We start from the raw sequence: 16,377 nt of genomic DNA, 5'->3' as shown, positions 1-16,377 counted from the left end.
GTCGTTCGCGCACCAACCGGTGATCAGCCGATGAGCCTGCTCGGGACGATCACCGCGTCCCCCCTGCTCTCCGCGATCGTCTTTCTCATCGGCATCGTCATCGTCGTCTTCAGCATTGAGGAGTTCGTCGAGCACGTCGCTACCACCGCGGTCGGGCTCGGTGTCTCTTCGTTCATTCTCACGGTCGTGCTCGCCGGAACAGACCTCGAAAACGTGCTTCTGGGCGCGGCCGCCGTCGTCGGGAGCCTCCCGGACGTCGGCCTCGGGACGGTCTTCGGTGAAGCCGTCTTCATCCTATGTATGGCACTCGGTCTCGGTGGCGTCATCGTCCCCTTCGAGATCGATATTCCACCACGGTATCTCGCGCTCACGGCCGTCTCTCCCGGACTACTCCTGGTGTTGAGCGTTGACGGCGTGCTCAGTCGGTTCGACGGCGCGATCCTCACCATCGCGTTCGTCCCGGCGGTCTACCTGCTGTATCACTGGGAGAAAACCCGTTCCGAACACTACCTCGAACCCGAGGACGAACTCGAAGAAGAGATCGAGGAAGCCGCCGCAGGCGAGGAGGAGTACAGCCCGTTCGTCCGGCTCGGCATCCTCATCCTCACCGTTATCGGCATGACCGTCGGCTCCGAACTCGCCGTGCAGGGAACGAAAGGACTCCTTGCGTTCACGGGCATCGCACAGCTCGCGTTCGGTGCGACGGTGCTGAGCTTCATCGCCAGTCTCGAAGAAATCTTCCTCACCGTCGAACCCGTTCGAGACGGGACCCCCGCCGTCGCCGCGGGTAACGTCGTCGGAAGCATGATCTTCTTCGTCACGGCGAACGCGGGCATCCTCGCGCTCGTCCACCCACTCACCGTTTCGTCTTCGGTCTGGACGGTGCAGTACCCGTTTTTCCTGGTCGTACTCGGCGTTGTTATGCTCGTCCTGTATCGCGGGGTAGTGTCCCGCCCGATTGGCGCAGGACTCCTCGTCACGTATGGGCTCTACTGGGCGGTGAATTTCCTGTAAAACGAACTCAACCCACGTTCGGGGGTTCGAAGACCGTGTTCGATTTCAGAGGGCATAAGTAACGAGCGAAAGGCTGTACTGGTAGAACAGGCGATGGAGTCCGCCTGAGCCAACCGCCGAGTTCGTCGGCTGATGACTCCTTTTCCCGTGAGAGCTATGTCAACGAAAGAAGCACACCCACTCGTTCGACTAGAATCGGTCGCATTGATCGCAATCGGAGGCTTCGCCGGCTCGAACCTCCGGTATTTCACCGGGTCGCTCCTCCCCGGACTGCAGGGAACGCTCCTCGTGAACGCGCTCGGGAGTTTCGCACTGGGATTCATCCTGTACGAGACGATCTACTCCGGAGTCCTTGCGAACGAGACGCGGGCAGTCGTCTCAACCGGGTTCCTCTCGTCGTTCACCACGTACAGCACGTTCGCCCTACAGTCGGCGCAAGCCGCCCCGGTCTGGTTGATTCTGAACGTCATTGCGAACTACGCACTCGGCTTCACCGGCGTCCTGGTCGGTCGGTCACTGGCACGCCGCGTTGATCAGAGGTGGTCGTAGTGGTCGAACTCGATCCGGCACACATCGTCGGAACCGGTGGGGCACTCGGCGCACTCCTTCGGACGTTCGTCAGTCAACAAGTCGACATCGAGGAGTTCCCGCTCGGAACCATCACGGTCAACGTCATCGGGAGTTTCGCGTTGGGGCTGTTCACGTTCGTCTCACTGAATAACTCGCTGATGCTCCTCCTCGGAACGGGAGCGTGCGGGTCGTTCACGACGTTCTCGTCGTTTTCCTTCGAGACGGTCCGTCTCTGGGAGACCGGTGAACGGAGTCGAGCAACGGTGAATGCCGTCGGAAACCTCATTGGAGCGGGGCTTGCACTTGGACTCGCGTGGGGAGTCGCACAACTCGTCACCTAGGGGATTAGTCGTCTTCGTTGATTCGAACGACGTGAACCGGGACTGGAGACTGTCGAAGTACTTTCTCCGTGACGCTTCCGAGGAGGAATCGATTGAATCCGGACCGACCGTGTGTCCCCATCACGACCAGGTCGATGTCGTTATCCTCGGTGTACTGGAGGATCTCCTCGTGCGGGACGCCTCGGGTGATGCCCGTTACAGCGTCTACGTCGCGGGCGTCCGCTTCTGACTGCACGACCGCCGTCGCAGTCTCACCCGCTGATTCGAACTCGTCTTGCAGTGACAGCCACTTCGACTCGGGGAGCGTATTATAATCACGAGTATCGATGACGTAGAGTCCGTGGACAGTTGCATCCGTGAGGTCAGCCAGCTCAACGGCTTCCCGGATCGCTTTGCGGGCCCCGTCGCTTCCGTCAGTCGGAATCAAGATGTGTTCGTACATACGTAGTGGTTCTCTCGACAGAAGTATGAATTCACCCACTTGGTCTACGTGACGCACAATCCGAATCGAAAGGGAAGGTCAGGCCAGCAAGTCGGCACACAAGTAGAGTACACAGCCGATAGAGGGCTCCGCTCCAAACGCAGTCAGATGAATTCCGAATTCTGCGGGCCGTTCGTGATATGAACCTCGAACGGCTGGGTGCTGACATCATCCTGTTCGACGAGGTGCCAGTACGTCTCGGCCATCTCGTCGGGGTCGAGGAACGTCTCGTCCTCGCGGTCGGGGAACCGGTCGTGGACGCCCGGCGTGTCGATCTGCCCGTCGATGACGACGTGGGCGACATGAACCCCCTCGGGGCCGAACTCCTGGGCGATATCCATCGCCATCCCGCGGGCGGCGAACTTCGCGGCCGTGAATCCGATCGCGCCGCCGAGGCTCCGCACCGCGGAGGTCGCGCCGGTGAAGATGACTGTCCCGCCACCGTTCTCTAGCATATCGCTGACGGCCTCCTGTGAGCAGACGAACGCGCCTCGCCCATTGACTGCCCACGCCTGTTCGAACTCCTCGACGCTCACGTCCATTAGTCCCTTCCAGGAGGCGGCGCTCGCGTGGTTCACGAGAACGTCGACCGTCCCGAATGCCTCTCGGACCGCCGCGAACCCGTCCTGAATCTGCTCGACGCCGGTGAGATCGGTCTGGACGGCGAGCCCCTCGCCGGGTTCCGGCAGCTCCTCAGCGAGTTCCTCGATGTAGTCCGCCGAGCGAGCGAAGAGTGCGACCTGACAGCCCTCGGCTGCGAACTTTCGAGCGAGCGATGCGCCGAGTCCCGGACCGACGCCCGCGATGACTACTGTTTGGGTCATACGACTCATACACGTCCTATCGTGAAAATCGTGGTGACAATATATCCGACATAGGGTTACGAAGACCAGCTCGTCAACGAACAGGCGCTCGCGAGCATCGAGCGCGTCAGCGATGATCTGCAGGAGAAGGTCGACCAATTCGAGGAGCGTGAGGATGCGCTTCGCGAGCGATTCCAGGACGCGATGGCCTGACGCTGTAATAGTGCGGTAGTCGTCTCTTCTGTCTTTCTCGCCCGTGAAGGGTGGAGGGCGATAGCGATGGAGAAATCCGCAGACAACGACGGGGGTGACGACGAATTCCCCCCCGAAAAGCGCCTCGAAGCACCGAACTATCGACTGATCAAGGCCGGGATCGCGACGATCCCCGATATGGAGACACTCCGGGAGTGTGTTGCCTACGAGAACACGCACCAGAACCGGACGCAGATTCTGCGTCGCCTCCAGTGGAAAGCAGAAGAGTTGCGTGAGGAAGAGAAGTAGCCATCTCGCTTAACCAACAACCGGGGCCATCTAACACCGTTTGTTGGTTAATACTGAGAGTATCCCGTTTATCCGGCCCCTGAATGGGCGCGGGGCGGCCAGCAGCGGCCTCGCGAGTTCAGTTATGTCCCTCGATTTGAGGAAGGGGACTCCGCGCTACCGCTTCAGTTGAGGAAGGGGACTCCGCGCTACCGCTTCAGTTGAACCCCTCGTACTCCTTGAACACTTTCGTCTCGTGCCAGCCGTCGGCGGTGACGACCGTCGGTTCGAGCTGTGCGCCCCCGAAGTCCGGCTCGAACGCCTTCGAGACCGACTCCGCCAGTTCGACGGTGAGCTTGTAGACGTCCTTGTCGGCGGTCTCTCCGATTGCGTCGGCCGCGACAATCTCGTCGCGCGTCAGGAGGTCCGCCTTAGTGACGCCGTCTTCCCGCTCGAACTGCACGGTGAATATCTGCACGTCCGGCTGTAGACAGAGTGCGTGAACGCACTCGACCTCGTCCGGCCGTAGCGCGGTCGGAATGCTGACCAGCGGCAGCGAGGACGAGCGAAGAATGAACTCCGTTGTGATAGCCATTGTGTGGTGTCACGCCGGCCGGCGAGTTAACGTGCTGGGGTCTCCGCTGAGTGGGGGCGGCCCGACCCCTCGATTCAGGGACGGTCCAGCTCTTTGTCCCACGCTTTCCACGTCTTCAGAAGCGGGATGATGGTGTAGTCGTCGACGATTTCCTCGCCGTCGAAGAGGTCCCAGACGTACTCTTTCAGCGCGTTCAGGTCGGTGTGCCACGCGCTGAAGACGAGGTCGTACTCGCCGAGACAGGAACTCGCGTTGTAGACGAGTCCCTCGTCGATGAGCATCGTGATGAACTCGGTTCGAACGTCGGACGAGACGTGCTGGTCGAACGAGACGAGTATCTGCGCGTCGGCGAGGTCGGCCTCCTGGAGGACGATGACCGCGAGGATTTCGAGCACGTCGCTCTCTTGAAGTTTCTCGCGCCGGCGACGGACGGCGGTCCGGGAGAGGCCGACGCGCTCGGCGAGTTCGGTGTCGGAGATACGGCCGTTCTCGTTGAGCGCGCGAAATATCTCGTAGTCGTGCTCGTCGAGGTAGTTTTCGAGGACGGCCTCCGGCGTGTTCGGGTCGGGCGGCGCGTCGGCGGATGTGAGGTCGGGGTTTTCCATGGTCGGATGTATTCGTGGGGTTCGATTTGAAACTGCTGGTGCCGTAACTGAATCAAAACGACACATGAGTTGTGTCGAATTGGCTAGTTCACGCGTCGGGGACTGGGTGGTGGTACGAGTTGGTCCGGTCGCGGGACGCCGCGCGAAACGAGGCTTCGAGGGCGATTCAGCGGTTAGGACAGCGGTGGGACCGCGGCGACCGCGTCGTCACCACCCCGTCTCGTCCCGCGGAAGCGGGTCGTAGGAGACGTCGTACCCGAACGCTTCGGGGCCGATGACGTCGAGCGCCTCGGGCGTCGTGAGCAGTTCGGGCGCGGGCACGCCGAGGACGCGGACGCGCTGGCCGTACCGCAGGGCATCAGTCATCACCGGCGCGCCGGTGTCGGTGTCGACGAGGCAGATGAGGTCGGGGACCGTCGTGAGAAGCTCGCCGTCGTCGTCCCGCGCGACGAGGAACTCGTTTTGGAACTCGATTTCGAGGGTCGCGTCCGCCGTCAACCCCGTGAGCGTGACGCTCCCGAGGGCGAAGCCGTCGCGGTTGCGACGATGTACGTCCACGATTTTCCCGGCGAACAGTTCCTCGCCGCCGAGGAGTTCCCGGCCGGCGTCGACGGGGTCGGTGCCGGCGTCGCGGGCGCGTTCGACCGCCCGCCCGAGTTCGGTGGCGAGCGAGACGGTGTGGGGAACCGCGAACTCCGAGACGAACTCCCCGGTCATGAGCGGGAAGGCGTAGCCCGAGCGTCCGCCCATCTGGACGGTGATGGCCCGCGCGAGGTCTTCGAGGCGCTTGGCCGAGTCGATGTCCCGGTAGACGACCTGATTGCCGCGCTCGTCGGTCGTCGCCGCGTAGTTCACGGGCGTCCCGTAGATGAAGAACGTGTCCATCTGGAGTTCGGGGAACGCCCGGCCCATGCCGTCGGCGTCGACCACGGGGAGGTCGGTCATCGCCGCCACGCACAGCGGGGCCATGCTGTTCGCGCCGCCGATTTCGCCGGGGATGAGCGCGTCGACCGTCTCGCCGGAGAGGTCCTCGATGGCGCGAAGCGACTGTATCTCTTCGTCGCCGCCGGCGAACTTCTCGACGCTGATGGTGGGTGCGCCCATCCCGCCGACGCTCGCCACGGTGGCGTCCGCGGGGAGGTCCCGCGGGTCGACCAGTTCGACCGAGTCGGGGTAGGCGTCGTCTTCGAGGAGCGTCTGCAGGCGCAGGCGACCGAGGCGGGGGTTGCCGCCGCCGCCGGTGCCGAGGATGCCCGCGCCGGTGCCGAGCGTTTCGAGGTCGTCGAGCGTTATCTCCGTCAGGTGTGGGATGTCGAAACTCATGGGTGGTCCGCGAGTGGTTCGTAGGTCGCGTCGAGGCCGAACGACTGCGGCCCCCACACGTCGAGCGCGGCGGGCGTCCGCATTATCTCGGGCGTCCGGATGCCGAGCACGCGGACTCGCGCGCCGTACCGGAGGCTTTCGGTCGGAATCGGGCCGCCCGTCTCGCGGTCGAGGACGGTGATGAGGTCGGGGACGGTCGCCACGTAGCTCCCGTCGACGGTCGCGCCGAGGTTCTCGTTTTGGAACTCGATGCGCATCGCCGACCCCTCGTCGGCGTCGAGGCCGTCGATGTCGACGTGGCCGAAGACGAAACCGCGTTCGGTGCGGCGCTGTACGTCCACGATTTTCCCCTCGAACAGCGACCGCGCCTCGCCGTAAATCGACTCGCGAGTCACCTCGCGGATGGCGCTCATCGCATCGTCCTCGGCGAGTCGGAGCGCGCGGCCGAGGTCGCGGGCGAGCGACATCGTGCCGGGGATGGCCGTCTCTTTGACCTGCGCTCCGGTCATCGGGTAGTCGGAGACGTAGGCGACGCCGCCCATCCTGACCGTGACGCCGCGGGCCAGCCACTCTAACTGGTCGTTGTCGTCCGTCTCGATGAGGCAGGTGCTTCCCCGCTCGTCGCTGACGGCCGCGGGCGTCCCGCTGACGCCGTAGATGTTGAACGTCTCGTGTTGGAGTTCGGGGAACGCCCGGCCCATGCCGTCGGCGTCGACCACGGGAAGCCCGCGGCGGGCCGCGACGGCGAAGGGAAACGTGGAGTTGATGCCGCCGCACTCTATCGGCATCGTCGCGTCGGCGGTTTTCCCGCGTTCGCGCTCGATGCGCTCCATCGAGGTGACGGCCTCCCGCCCGCTCGGGAGCTTCTCGACCGAGACGGTCGGCGCGCCCATCTGGGCGGTCGGGACGACGAAGTCGTCCGCATCCAGTTCGTCCGGGGGGAGGAGTTCGACGGGGCCGAACTCCTCGATGGCCTGCTTCGCGACGAGTTTGCCGACGTGGGGGTCGCCCCCGCCGCCCGTGCCGAGGACGGTCGCCCCGAGCGCGACGTCCGCTATCTCCTCGACGCCGATTTCGACCGTCATCAGTGGTCGAGCGCCCCGGCAGCCTTCACCTTGATTCGCACCGCGTTGCCGGGCAGGTACGAAAGCGGGACCTCCTCGACGTCGACGATGTCCACGCTGTCGGGGTCCGCGCCGGCCGCGAGCGCGTTGTCGGTGGCCTCGTCTTTCGCGTGCTGGATGGCCTCTTCGCGGTCCATCTCGTCGAGGCTGTAGATGCGGTCGACCTCGCCGGAGACCTGTGCGATGGCGACGCCGACGGCGTTCGCGACCTCGTAGTGGTCGGGCTTGTGGACCTCGCTCGCGCCCGCGATGTCGTCGGGGACGAGGATGCTCCCGCCGCCGACGATGACCACGGGGACGGGCTCGGCGCTCGTCTTCATGCGGTCGACCTCGCGCTCGACGCGCTCTCTGACGTACTCGCGGGCGGCCTCGACGATTTCACCGTCGACGGCCGGCGTCTCGGAGCCGATGTCGATGGTGCCCGCGGCGACTTCGAGGTCGGTCGCGGTCAGCGTCTCGCCGCCGAAACACCTCGCCTCTTCGGTCAGCTTGTAGCCGACGCTCTGAGGGCCGACGGTGACGCCGTCGTCGGTCGAGACGATGGAGCCGCCGCCGATGCCGATGGCGATGATGTCGGGCATACGGAAGTTGGTTTTCACCTCGCCGATTTCGACGGCGACACTGCTCTCACGAGGGAAGCCCTCGGTGACCGCGCCCACGTCAGTCGTCGTGCCGCCGACGTCGACGATGATGCCGTTTTCGACCGCAGAAAGGTACGCCGCGCCGCGGACCGAGTTCGAGGGGCCGCTGGCGACGGTGAAGATGGGGTAACGGATGGCGTAGTCGACGCTCATCAGCGTCCCGTCGTTCTGGCCGAAGTAGAGGTTCGCGTCGATGCCGCGTTCGTCCATCGCCTCGACGAAGGCGTTCGCGGCCTCCGAGGCGACGCTCGTGAGCGCGGCGTTGAGCGTCGTCGCGTTCTCGCGTTCGAGCAGGCCGACGCTCCCGATTTCGTTCGAGACGGAGATGGGCACGTCGTCGCCGACCTCCTCGCGGACGAGTTCGGCGACCCGCGTCTCGTGGTCGTCGCGGACGGGCGAGAAGACGCTCGTCACGGCGAAGGCGTCCACGTCGGCGAACTCGCGAATCTGGGCTCTGACCTGCTCCTCGTCGAGGTCGTTGAGGAGGCGGCCGTCGAACTCGTGGCCGCCGTCGAGGATGGCGACGTTGTCGCCGATTGCCTCGGCGAGGTCGTCGGGCCACTCCAAGAGCGGGCGGATGCTCTGGGTCGCGGGCGCGCCGATGCGGATGACGCCGACCTCGTTGAGGCCGCGCCGCTCCGCGATGGCGTTCGTCGCGTGGGTCGTGCCGAGCATCACGTAGTCGAGTTCGTCCTCGGAGACGCCGCTGTCGCCGAGGACCACGTCGAGGGCGCTGAGGATGCCCGACGTGATGTCTTCGGTCGTGGGGGTCTTCGTCTTCGCGAGGAGGTTGTCGTCGCCGTCCATGACGACGGCGTCCGTGTTGGTGCCGCCGACGTCGATTCCGATTCGGTAGTCAGTCATGTTTGGGTTGCTGGAGAGTTTCGATTGGTTCGTAGTCGATGCTGTAGTCGAAGTACCCCGGCCCGACGAGGTCGAGTCCCTCGTCGGTCCGCCACTTCGGCGAACACGGCATGCCGATGACCCGCACCCGGTGGCCGTAGGCGAGTCGCTCGGTGGTGACGGGGTCGCCCGTCTCGGCGTCCACGACCGTAATCAGGTCGGGGGTGCTCGCCACGACGCCGCGTTCTGAGTCGCGGGCGACGAGGTTCTCGTTCTGGAAGTCGAGGGTGAACGTCCGGCCCTCGCAGTCGTCGATGCCGTCGAGCGTCGCCTCGCCGACCGCGAAGCCGCCTTCGGTCCGGCGCTCCACGTCGGTTAGCTTCCCCGCGAACAGCTCGTAGCCGTCCGTGAGGTCGAGGACCGCCTCGACGGGGTCCCGCGAGCGGTGCTTGGCGGTGCGAATCGCCTCGCCGATGTCGTGGGCGAGGGACATCGAGTCGAGAATCGCGTGCTCGCGGACCTCTGCGCCGGAGAGCGCGTAGGTGCCGATCATGCACGCGCCGCCCATCTCGATGCTCGTCACGCGGGCGAACGCCTCGGCGTACTCGTTGCTGACGGTGTTCACGAGAAGCGAGTTACCCTTCTCGTCGGCGATGCTCATCGGGGTGGCGCTGACGCCGCCCATCGTGAGCGTCACCATCTGCACCTCGGGGAACGCCCGGCCCATGCCGTCGGCGTCCACGAGGGGAAGCCCGAGCGCGGCGGCGACGGCGATGGGGACGGTGCTGTTCAGCCCGCCAGCCTCGATGCTCATCGTCGCGTAGGCCTCCTGTCCGAGGTGCGTTTCGAGCGCCTCGAAGGCGGAGCGCGCCTCGGTTCCCTTCGGCATCTTCTCGACCATCACGGTCGGCGCGCCGAGCATCGCGCTCGGGATGACGAGCGCGTCGTCGGGCACGTCCCGCGGGTCGATGAGGTCGACGGGACCGTGCTCTTCGATAGCCTGCTGTGCCATCAGCTTCCCGATGTAGGGGTCGCCGCCGCCGCCCGTCCCGAGGACGGTCGCGCCGGTGGCGAAGTCGTCGATGTTGTCTGTGGTTATCTTCATGGCTCGTTGGTGTTCGATGCGACTGTCTCGTCGGCGACCGCCGCGACGGCCACCTCGGGCACGTCGTCGAACGCGTCGGCGTACGCCTCGTCGTAGATGTGACACCGGACGCTGGGGCCGGCGTCGACCGCGACGAACTGCGGTTCGTCGGCCGAACACGCGTCCGTCGCGTAGGGACACCGCGTGTGGAACCGACAGCCCGTGGGCACGTCCCGCGGGCTGGGGATTTCGCCCCGGAGCGGTTCGTGCCGCGGCTTGTACGCCTCTTCCTCGTCGGTCGTGACCGGAATCGCCGAGAGGAGCGCCCGGGAGTAGGGGTGTCGCGGTCGCTGGAAGACCTCCTCCGTGGGGCCGCGTTCCTGAATCTCGCCGAGGTACATCACGGCCGTCTCGTCGGCGAAGTTGCGGACCAGAGAGAGGTCGTGGGTGATAAACAGGTAGGTGAGGCCGAACTCCGCCTGTAACTCCTCGAGGAGCGTGATAATCTTCGCCTGCACGCTCACGTCGAGGGCGCTCGTCGGCTCGTCGAGCAAGAGTAGTTCCGGCTCGACGGCGAGCGCGCGGGCGATGTTCACCCGCTGTTTCTGCCCGCCCGAGAGCTCGTGGGGGTACTTGTTCCAGTACTCGTCGTTCAACTCGACGCGTTCGAGCAGTTCGACCACGCGCTCCCGGAGGTCTGACGTCGCCACGCCGCGGGCCTTTAGCGGGACCGCGAGCGACTTGCCGATGGTCCGCCGGGGGTTCAGGCTCGACGTGGGGTCCTGAAACACCATCTGGACGCGCGACCGGAGGCGAGCCAGTTGCTCGTCGGTCGCGTTGGTGATGTCCTCGCCGTCGAACCTGACCGTCCCGCCGGTCGCGCCGGTCAGGCCGATAATCGTCCGCGCGACGGTACTCTTTCCGGAGCCGGACTCGCCGATGAGCGCGAGGGTCTCCCCGCGAGCGATGTCGAACGAGACGCCGTCGACCGCTTTCACGTGGTCGGACGTGCGCTTGATGATGCCGCTTTTGACGGGGAAGTACTTCTCGAGGTCGTCGACTTCGAGCAGGGGTTCGGACACGTCAGTCACCCCCCGTCTGCTTGCTCGGTCGCCGGGTCATGTGGCTCCGGGTCTCCTCGACGGTCGGCCGTTCGGACGCCGGGACGGCCTCGTCGTAGAGGACGCACTCGACGCCGGTCTGCGGGCCGCGCTCGTACATCTCCGGGCGGGCCTCTTCGCACTCGGCGGTGGCGTAGGGACACCGCGGCGCGAACCGACAGCCCGGCGGCGGGTCGAGGTACTCGGGAATCGAGCCGTCGATACCGGTCGCCATCTCGCCGCCCGTCAGGCGCGGAATCGACGCGATAAGGCCCTGTGTGTAGGGGTGTTTCGGGTTCTCGAACAGCTCGTCTGTCGGCGCGGTCTCGACGATGCGGCCGCCATACATGACGTACACACGGTCGCTCACCTGTCGGGCGACACCGAGGTTGTGGGTGATCATCAGGACGCTCAGGTCGTGGTTCTCGATGAGGTCCTTCAGCAGGTCGAGAATCTGGTCGTGAATCGTCACGTCCAGCGCGGTGCCGATTTCGTCGGCGATGAGCAGGTCTGGCTCGTTCAGCAGGGCCTGCGCGATGAGCGCGCGCTGGCGCATCCCGCCGGACAGTTGGGTGGGATACGAGTCCATGATGTTCTCGGGGTCCGGCATCTGGACCTCGCGGAGCATCTCCAAGACGCGTTCGCGCGCCTCGTCGCGTTCGCCGCTGAAGCGGCGGCGGAAGAACTCCACGACGCCCGTGTCGCTGTCGCCGCCGAACTGCGCGGTGTCGGTGAGCTGTTCGCCGATGGTGAACGTCGGGTTCAGACTCGACATCGGGTCCTGGAAGACGAGGCTCATCCGCTGGCCCTTGACGCGCTCGAACTCGCGGTCCGAAAGCGACAGCAGTTCCGTCCCGTCGAACGTTATTTCGCCGCTGACGCGGGCGGGCGGCTGATTCAGGAGGCGGAGAATGGACTTCATCGTCACCGACTTCCCACAGCCGGTCTCGCCGGCGATGGTGACGACCTCGCCTTTCCCGATAGAGAGGTTGACGCCGTCGATGACCTCCGCGAGGCCGTCGAACGACTCGAAGCCGACTTCGAGGTCTTCGACGGTCAAAAGCGGGTTCTCGGCGACCGGCTCGTCGAGTCTCATCGGTTCACCTCAACGTCGAAGAGGTCACGCAGGCCGTCGCCGAGCATGTTGAACCCCATCACGAGGACGAAGATGGCGAGCCCGGAGAAGACGCTCACCCACCACGAGTCGGGCAGGTAGGAGGTCCCTTGGCTGACCATCGTCCCGAGGCCGGGCTGGGGCGGCTGGACGCCGACGCCGATGAACGACAGGCCCGCGCCGATGAGGATGACGAAGCCCGCGTCGAGGGTCACTTTGACCAGAATCGGAGACAGCGTGTTCGGGAGAATCTCCCGAAAGAGGATGTGCGGCGTGCTCGCGCCGGCGAGCTTCGCGGCCTGCACGTACTCCTCGCTTCGCTCGCTGGCGACGATGCTCTGGACGAGGCGGGCGTGCCACGTCCACCACAGCGCCGCGATGGCTATCATCGCGTTCGTCAGCGTCGGCTCCAAGGCCGACGTGATTGCCAACGCCATCACGAGCGGCGGTAAGGCGAGCGCCGTGTCGGTCGCCCGCATGATAATCGTCTCGACCCAGCCGCCGTAGTAGCCGGCGACGAGGCCGAGTAGCACGCCCACGGGGACGCCGAAGCCGAGGACGACGCCCACGAGCATGAGCGACAGCCGGTAGCCGAAGAGGATGCGCGAGAGCACGTCGCGGCCGACGTGGTCGGTCCCCAGCGGGTGGTCGAGGCTCGGCGGCTGGAGCGTGTTCGAGAAGTCGGTGAACTTCCCGGCGTGTTCGGGATACGGCGCGACGACGGGCGCGAAGACGGCGAGCAGGACGATGGCGACGATGATGCCGAGGCCGACGACGCTCATCGGCCTGCTCGTAAAGCGCTTCCACGACCGTTGCCAGAGTTCGCGGCGCTCGGCCGAGACGACCCGGTCGAGGACGCTCGCTGACTCGGCGCTCATGTCGACCCCTCCATCGCCAGTCTAATGCGCGGGTCGACGCGCCCCAGTAGCACGTCGACGAGGAAGTTGATGCTCACGAACGCGACGCCGATGGTCATCGTGACGCCGACGACGGCGTTGAAGTCGTTGTTCAGCACCGCGGTGACGCCGTAGGACGCCAGTCCGGGCCACGAGTAGACGAGTTCGATGAGGAACGCGTTCCCCAGAAGCGAGGCGTACAGGAGCCCCAGAATCGTGAGCGTCGGGATGAACGCGTTCTTGAGCGTGTACTTGTACGTCACGAGCCACGAGGGGAGGCCGAAGCCGCGTTCGGCCTCGACGTAGTCCTGGTCTTTCACGTCAATCATGCTCGACCGGGTGATGCGCATCACCTGTCCGATGCCGGCGAGCGAGAGCGCGAGCGCCGGGAGGATGATGTGCGCCCACGCGTCGACGTGGGCCGCGAGGTTCCCCGACAGCAGGGTGTCCACGAGCAGGAAGCCCGTGAACCGCGAGACGCCAGACCCGAACTCCGAGCCGAGCCGCCCCGTGATGGGGAGCCATTCGAGCAGGTAGCCGAATATCAGCTGGAACATGATTGCGATGAAGAAGCCGGGCACGCTCACGCTGAAGAACGCGACGAGCCGCGTCGCGTTGTCGGCGAGGCCGTCTTTGTTCTGCGCGGCGATGACGCCCAGCGGGATGCCGATGACGACGGTGAGGAACATCGACACGGTGATGAGTTCGAGCGTCGCCGGCAGGTAGTAGACGATGTCGGTGCTGACCGCGCGCTTCGTTTCGAGGCTCGTGCCGAGGTCGCCGACCAGCAGGCCCCGCATGTAGTCGAGGTACTGGAGGGGAATCGGTTTGTTCAGGCCCATCTCGACCGCGAGCGCCTGCACCTGTTCTTCCGACGCGAGCGCGCCGAGAGCCATCCGCGCGGGGTTCCCGGGGAGCACTCGTGACGTGGTGAAGATGATTACCGACAGGCCGATGAGACTCACGAGGATGCCCGCGAGCCGGCGCACGAGATACTGCCAGTACTTCATTCTTGGTAGAAGTCGGGGAACCAGTAGTCGAAGCTCATCGACGGGCGGAAGGTGTAGCCCTTCACGTCCTCGGCGAAGGCGTGTTTCTTCGACTGGGTGAAGATGAACAGGTCGGGATACTGGTTCGCGATGCGTTCCTGTACCTCTGCGTACAGTTCGGCGCGGGCGTCGGCGTCGACCGTCGAGCGCGCCTCGTCGATGAGGGAGTCGACCGTCTCGTCTTCGAGGTGTTCCATGCTCATCCACGTCGAGGCGGCCTCGGAGTGGTACTGGTTGTAGAACACCGTGTCGGGCGAGGGGTACACCGGCCCGTAGAACACCTGATTGATGTGCGGCGTGTCCTCGACGCTCGTGGCGAGTTCGGTCATCGTCCCCCACGTCTGCGGGTTCAGTTCGACGTCGATGCCGATTTCGTCCATGTTCTGCTGGAACAGAAGCCCCATCTTCTCTTCGAGGCCGTAGTCCTTCACGTAGGTGTTCTGGACGGTGATGTCACCCTCCTCGTAGCCGGCGTCGGCGAGAATCTGCCGCGCCTTTTCGGGGTCGTATGTCGGCTGGACGATGTCGTCGTTGTGGACGCCGAACGACGACGGGAGCGGGCCCTGTGCGGGGAGCGACCCCGGCGCGATTTCGTTGCGCGCCGTCTCGTAGTCGAAGCCGTAAGCCATCGCCTCGCGGACGGCGGGGTCGTCGGTCGGGGCCTTCTGGGTGTTGATCTTGAAGTAGAACGTCGTCACCGTCGGTACCGACTCGACGCGGACGTCGTCTTCGGCCGCGAGCGCCTCGTAGGTCTCCTCGCTTTGGTACTGGCTCGACATGTCGAGTTCGCCCGTCTTCATCAGCGAGCGGACGGTCGGGTCGTTCGTGATGATTTGGACGGTGACGTTGTCGTACGCGCCGTCTTTGAACGACCCCCAGTAGTCGGCGTAGCGGCTGAACGAAATCTGCGCCTGCCGCTCGAAGCCCGCGAGTTCGTACGGGCCGGAGCCGGCGTCGTTGTCGTTGAGGAACGACTGGCCGTAGTCGCCGCGGTCGCCGAAGTCGCCGTCTGCGGCGTTGTCGAGGACCAGCTGTTTGTCCACGACGAACAGGAGCACGAGCGTCGCGAGGAACGGTGAGTGGACGCGGTCGAGCGTGAACGACACCGTCCGCTCGTCCTCGACGGTCACGTTCTCCTTCGAGAGCACGTTCCCGAGGAGCGATGAGTAGCCCTGATTGATATCGAGGAAGCGCTCGGCCGAGAACTGCACGTCCTCCGCCGTGACGGGATTGCCGCTGTGGAACGTTGCGCCCTCGCGGAGCGTGAACGTGTAGGTCCGGTTGTCGTCCGAGACGGTCCAGTCCTCGGCGAGGTGCCCCTGTAGGTTCCCCTCCGTGTCGGGGAACACGAGCGGGTCGTAGAGGTTGACCAACGCGAGCACCTGCGTGTAGTCCGTCCCCTTCGCGGGGTCGACGGTCCCGAAGCGCTGGGTCGCGCTCATGCGGAGCGTCGAACTGCCGCCGTCGCCGCCGGACGACGACTCTGTCTCCGTCTCCTCGCTGTCGCCGCCCGAGGCCGTGGTCTGTTCTTGGCCGTCGTAGCTCTCGCCACCGCCGGAACAGCCGGCGAGACCGGCGATACCGGCCGTCCCGAGGGCCTTGAGGAAGTTCCGCCGGCTCGCCGCGTCTCCGAACCGAGCGCGGACCGACTCCGACCCCACCTGCGACCGCATCTGTGTGATGTCTTTTCTCGACATACGTTACTCATTCTCACAGAGTTGCAATGGAACATAAAGGTACCGTATAGTAACCTAAAATAATATTCTCGGTTCAAAACGGAATACCATGCGAACAATATGGCACAATGTGGTTGTCTGTCGTCTGCCACACGTCTAGTCGTGTCTCTGTAATCGACAGACTGCACGACCGTCCGAAGAACCTCGCCGGCCGTCGTGGACGACTGGAGGTGTAGTTTCCCGCCCGCTGGCGCTCGTTCGCCGCTCTCGACTGTCTTTCTTCCGTCACTGCGACGAGAGCCCGTTCCCGTTTATACAGTTATCGGTCGTCTGAACACGACAATTATCAGAAAACAATTTTGTAGTGGAACATGACTATTTTGAAATTGACTACTCAGTCAGCACAAACATGAGTCCCACTTTGAATTAAAAACAGTATATTGGGTCTGATGCCATCTGAATATTTGCAAATTCTGAAATGTAGTTTAATTATTCAAATTATCCAAATAATTATGAATCCTAATAGATTGTATTTTATAATTTATGTTGATATAGTTTTGGAATTTATATGTTTCGTATCGTTGTGATGGCACTATCGTGCCAAGTCTTTATCGGCCACGGGCGAGCCGACTTTCGTG

The 16,377-nt window shown here is 64.3% G+C and carries 16 protein-coding genes, 1 pseudogene and 1 riboswitch; of the genes and pseudogenes, 4 read left to right on the top strand and 13 right to left on the bottom strand.

Annotated features, from left to right (window positions below):
* Positions 1-30 precede the first annotated feature (30 nt).
* The 3 genes from ACFQI8_RS15440 (at position 31) to crcB (ACFQI8_RS15430) (ending at position 1,925) form a co-directional block, all read left to right on the top strand.
* A complete protein-coding gene (locus ACFQI8_RS15440; RefSeq protein ID WP_390246326.1) occupies positions 31-1,014 on the top strand; it encodes a sodium:calcium antiporter in 984 nt (327 codons plus the stop codon).
* Between the two features lie 80 nt (positions 1,015-1,094).
* Positions 1,095-1,163, top strand: a riboswitch (Fluoride riboswitch).
* Complete coding sequence (crcB, locus tag ACFQI8_RS15435; RefSeq protein ID WP_390246324.1) at positions 1,147-1,563, top strand: fluoride efflux transporter CrcB; 417 nt, start codon at positions 1,147-1,149, stop codon at positions 1,561-1,563. It overlaps the preceding riboswitch by 17 nt.
* Positions 1,563-1,925 carry a fluoride efflux transporter CrcB gene (gene crcB / locus ACFQI8_RS15430; RefSeq protein ID WP_390246322.1) on the top strand — a complete coding sequence of 121 codons (363 nt, stop codon included), beginning with the start codon at positions 1,563-1,565 and terminating at the stop codon, positions 1,923-1,925. Before crcB (ACFQI8_RS15435) ends, crcB (ACFQI8_RS15430) begins: the two co-directional genes overlap by 1 nt.
* Before the next feature lie 4 nt (positions 1,926-1,929).
* On the opposite strand, the gene ACFQI8_RS15425 is transcribed toward crcB (ACFQI8_RS15430), so the two are convergent.
* Both ACFQI8_RS15425 and ACFQI8_RS15420 read right to left on the bottom strand, forming a co-directional pair.
* Positions 1,930-2,367 (bottom strand): universal stress protein, encoded by a 438-nt coding sequence (locus ACFQI8_RS15425; RefSeq protein ID WP_390246320.1) that lies wholly within the window; start codon positions 2,365-2,367, stop codon positions 1,930-1,932.
* A gap of 143 nt (positions 2,368-2,510) precedes the next feature.
* Positions 2,511-3,230 carry an SDR family NAD(P)-dependent oxidoreductase gene (locus ACFQI8_RS15420; protein WP_390246318.1) on the bottom strand — a complete coding sequence of 240 codons (720 nt, stop codon included), beginning with the start codon at positions 3,228-3,230 and terminating at the stop codon, positions 2,511-2,513.
* Between the two features lie 258 nt (positions 3,231-3,488).
* Here ACFQI8_RS15420 and ACFQI8_RS15415 point away from each other — a divergent pair, with 258 nt between their 5' ends.
* Positions 3,489-3,710 carry a DUF8129 domain-containing protein gene (locus ACFQI8_RS15415; protein ID WP_188979841.1) on the top strand — a complete coding sequence of 74 codons (222 nt, stop codon included), beginning with the start codon at positions 3,489-3,491 and terminating at the stop codon, positions 3,708-3,710.
* 199 nt (positions 3,711-3,909) lie between these two features.
* On the opposite strand, the pseudogene ACFQI8_RS15410 reads toward ACFQI8_RS15415, so the two are convergent.
* From ACFQI8_RS15410 to ACFQI8_RS15360, 11 genes and pseudogenes are all read right to left on the bottom strand, one after another.
* A pseudogene (locus ACFQI8_RS15410) lies at positions 3,910-4,284 on the bottom strand (helix-turn-helix domain-containing protein); the annotation flags it as partial.
* 74 nt (positions 4,285-4,358) lie between these two features.
* Positions 4,359-4,889, bottom strand: coding sequence for an Lrp/AsnC family transcriptional regulator (locus ACFQI8_RS15405; protein WP_390246317.1), 531 nt, complete (start codon positions 4,887-4,889; stop codon positions 4,359-4,361).
* 207 nt (positions 4,890-5,096) lie between these two features.
* Positions 5,097-6,212, bottom strand: a complete 1,116-nt coding sequence (locus tag ACFQI8_RS15400) for a DUF917 domain-containing protein (protein WP_390246315.1) — start codon at positions 6,210-6,212, stop codon at positions 5,097-5,099.
* A complete protein-coding gene (locus tag ACFQI8_RS15395) occupies positions 6,209-7,297 on the bottom strand; it encodes a DUF917 domain-containing protein (protein ID WP_390246313.1) in 1,089 nt (362 codons plus the stop codon). Before ACFQI8_RS15395 ends, ACFQI8_RS15400 begins: the two co-directional genes overlap by 4 nt.
* Positions 7,297-8,841, bottom strand: coding sequence for a hydantoinase/oxoprolinase N-terminal domain-containing protein (locus ACFQI8_RS15390; protein ID WP_390246311.1), 1,545 nt, complete (start codon positions 8,839-8,841; stop codon positions 7,297-7,299). Before ACFQI8_RS15390 ends, ACFQI8_RS15395 begins: the two co-directional genes overlap by 1 nt.
* On the bottom strand, positions 8,834-9,925 hold the full coding sequence (locus ACFQI8_RS15385) for a DUF917 domain-containing protein (protein ID WP_390246309.1): 1,092 nt from the start codon (positions 9,923-9,925) through the stop codon (positions 8,834-8,836). The genes ACFQI8_RS15390 and ACFQI8_RS15385 overlap by 8 nt, the downstream gene beginning before the upstream one ends.
* On the bottom strand, positions 9,922-10,995 hold the full coding sequence (locus ACFQI8_RS15380; protein ID WP_390246307.1) for an ABC transporter ATP-binding protein: 1,074 nt from the start codon (positions 10,993-10,995) through the stop codon (positions 9,922-9,924). Before ACFQI8_RS15380 ends, ACFQI8_RS15385 begins: the two co-directional genes overlap by 4 nt.
* Positions 10,988-12,100: an ABC transporter ATP-binding protein gene (locus tag ACFQI8_RS15375; RefSeq protein WP_390246305.1), complete on the bottom strand. Its 1,113-nt coding sequence runs from the start codon at positions 12,098-12,100 to the stop codon at positions 10,988-10,990. Before ACFQI8_RS15375 ends, ACFQI8_RS15380 begins: the two co-directional genes overlap by 8 nt.
* Positions 12,097-12,996: an ABC transporter permease gene (locus ACFQI8_RS15370; protein ID WP_390246303.1), complete on the bottom strand. Its 900-nt coding sequence runs from the start codon at positions 12,994-12,996 to the stop codon at positions 12,097-12,099. The genes ACFQI8_RS15375 and ACFQI8_RS15370 overlap by 4 nt, the downstream gene beginning before the upstream one ends.
* Positions 12,993-14,024, bottom strand: a complete 1,032-nt coding sequence (locus ACFQI8_RS15365) for an ABC transporter permease (RefSeq protein ID WP_390246301.1) — start codon at positions 14,022-14,024, stop codon at positions 12,993-12,995. Before ACFQI8_RS15365 ends, ACFQI8_RS15370 begins: the two co-directional genes overlap by 4 nt.
* Positions 14,021-15,760: an ABC transporter substrate-binding protein gene (locus ACFQI8_RS15360; RefSeq protein ID WP_390246300.1), complete on the bottom strand. Its 1,740-nt coding sequence runs from the start codon at positions 15,758-15,760 to the stop codon at positions 14,021-14,023. Before ACFQI8_RS15360 ends, ACFQI8_RS15365 begins: the two co-directional genes overlap by 4 nt.
* Positions 15,761-16,377 lie beyond the last annotated feature (617 nt).

It is taken from the genome of Haloferax chudinovii (assembly GCF_042663345.1).
GTDB classification, from domain to species: domain Archaea; phylum Halobacteriota; class Halobacteria; order Halobacteriales; family Haloferacaceae; genus Haloferax; species Haloferax chudinovii.
The sequence above is the reverse complement of the archived record's forward strand: the minus strand, read 5'-3'. Positions and strand labels throughout refer to the sequence as shown.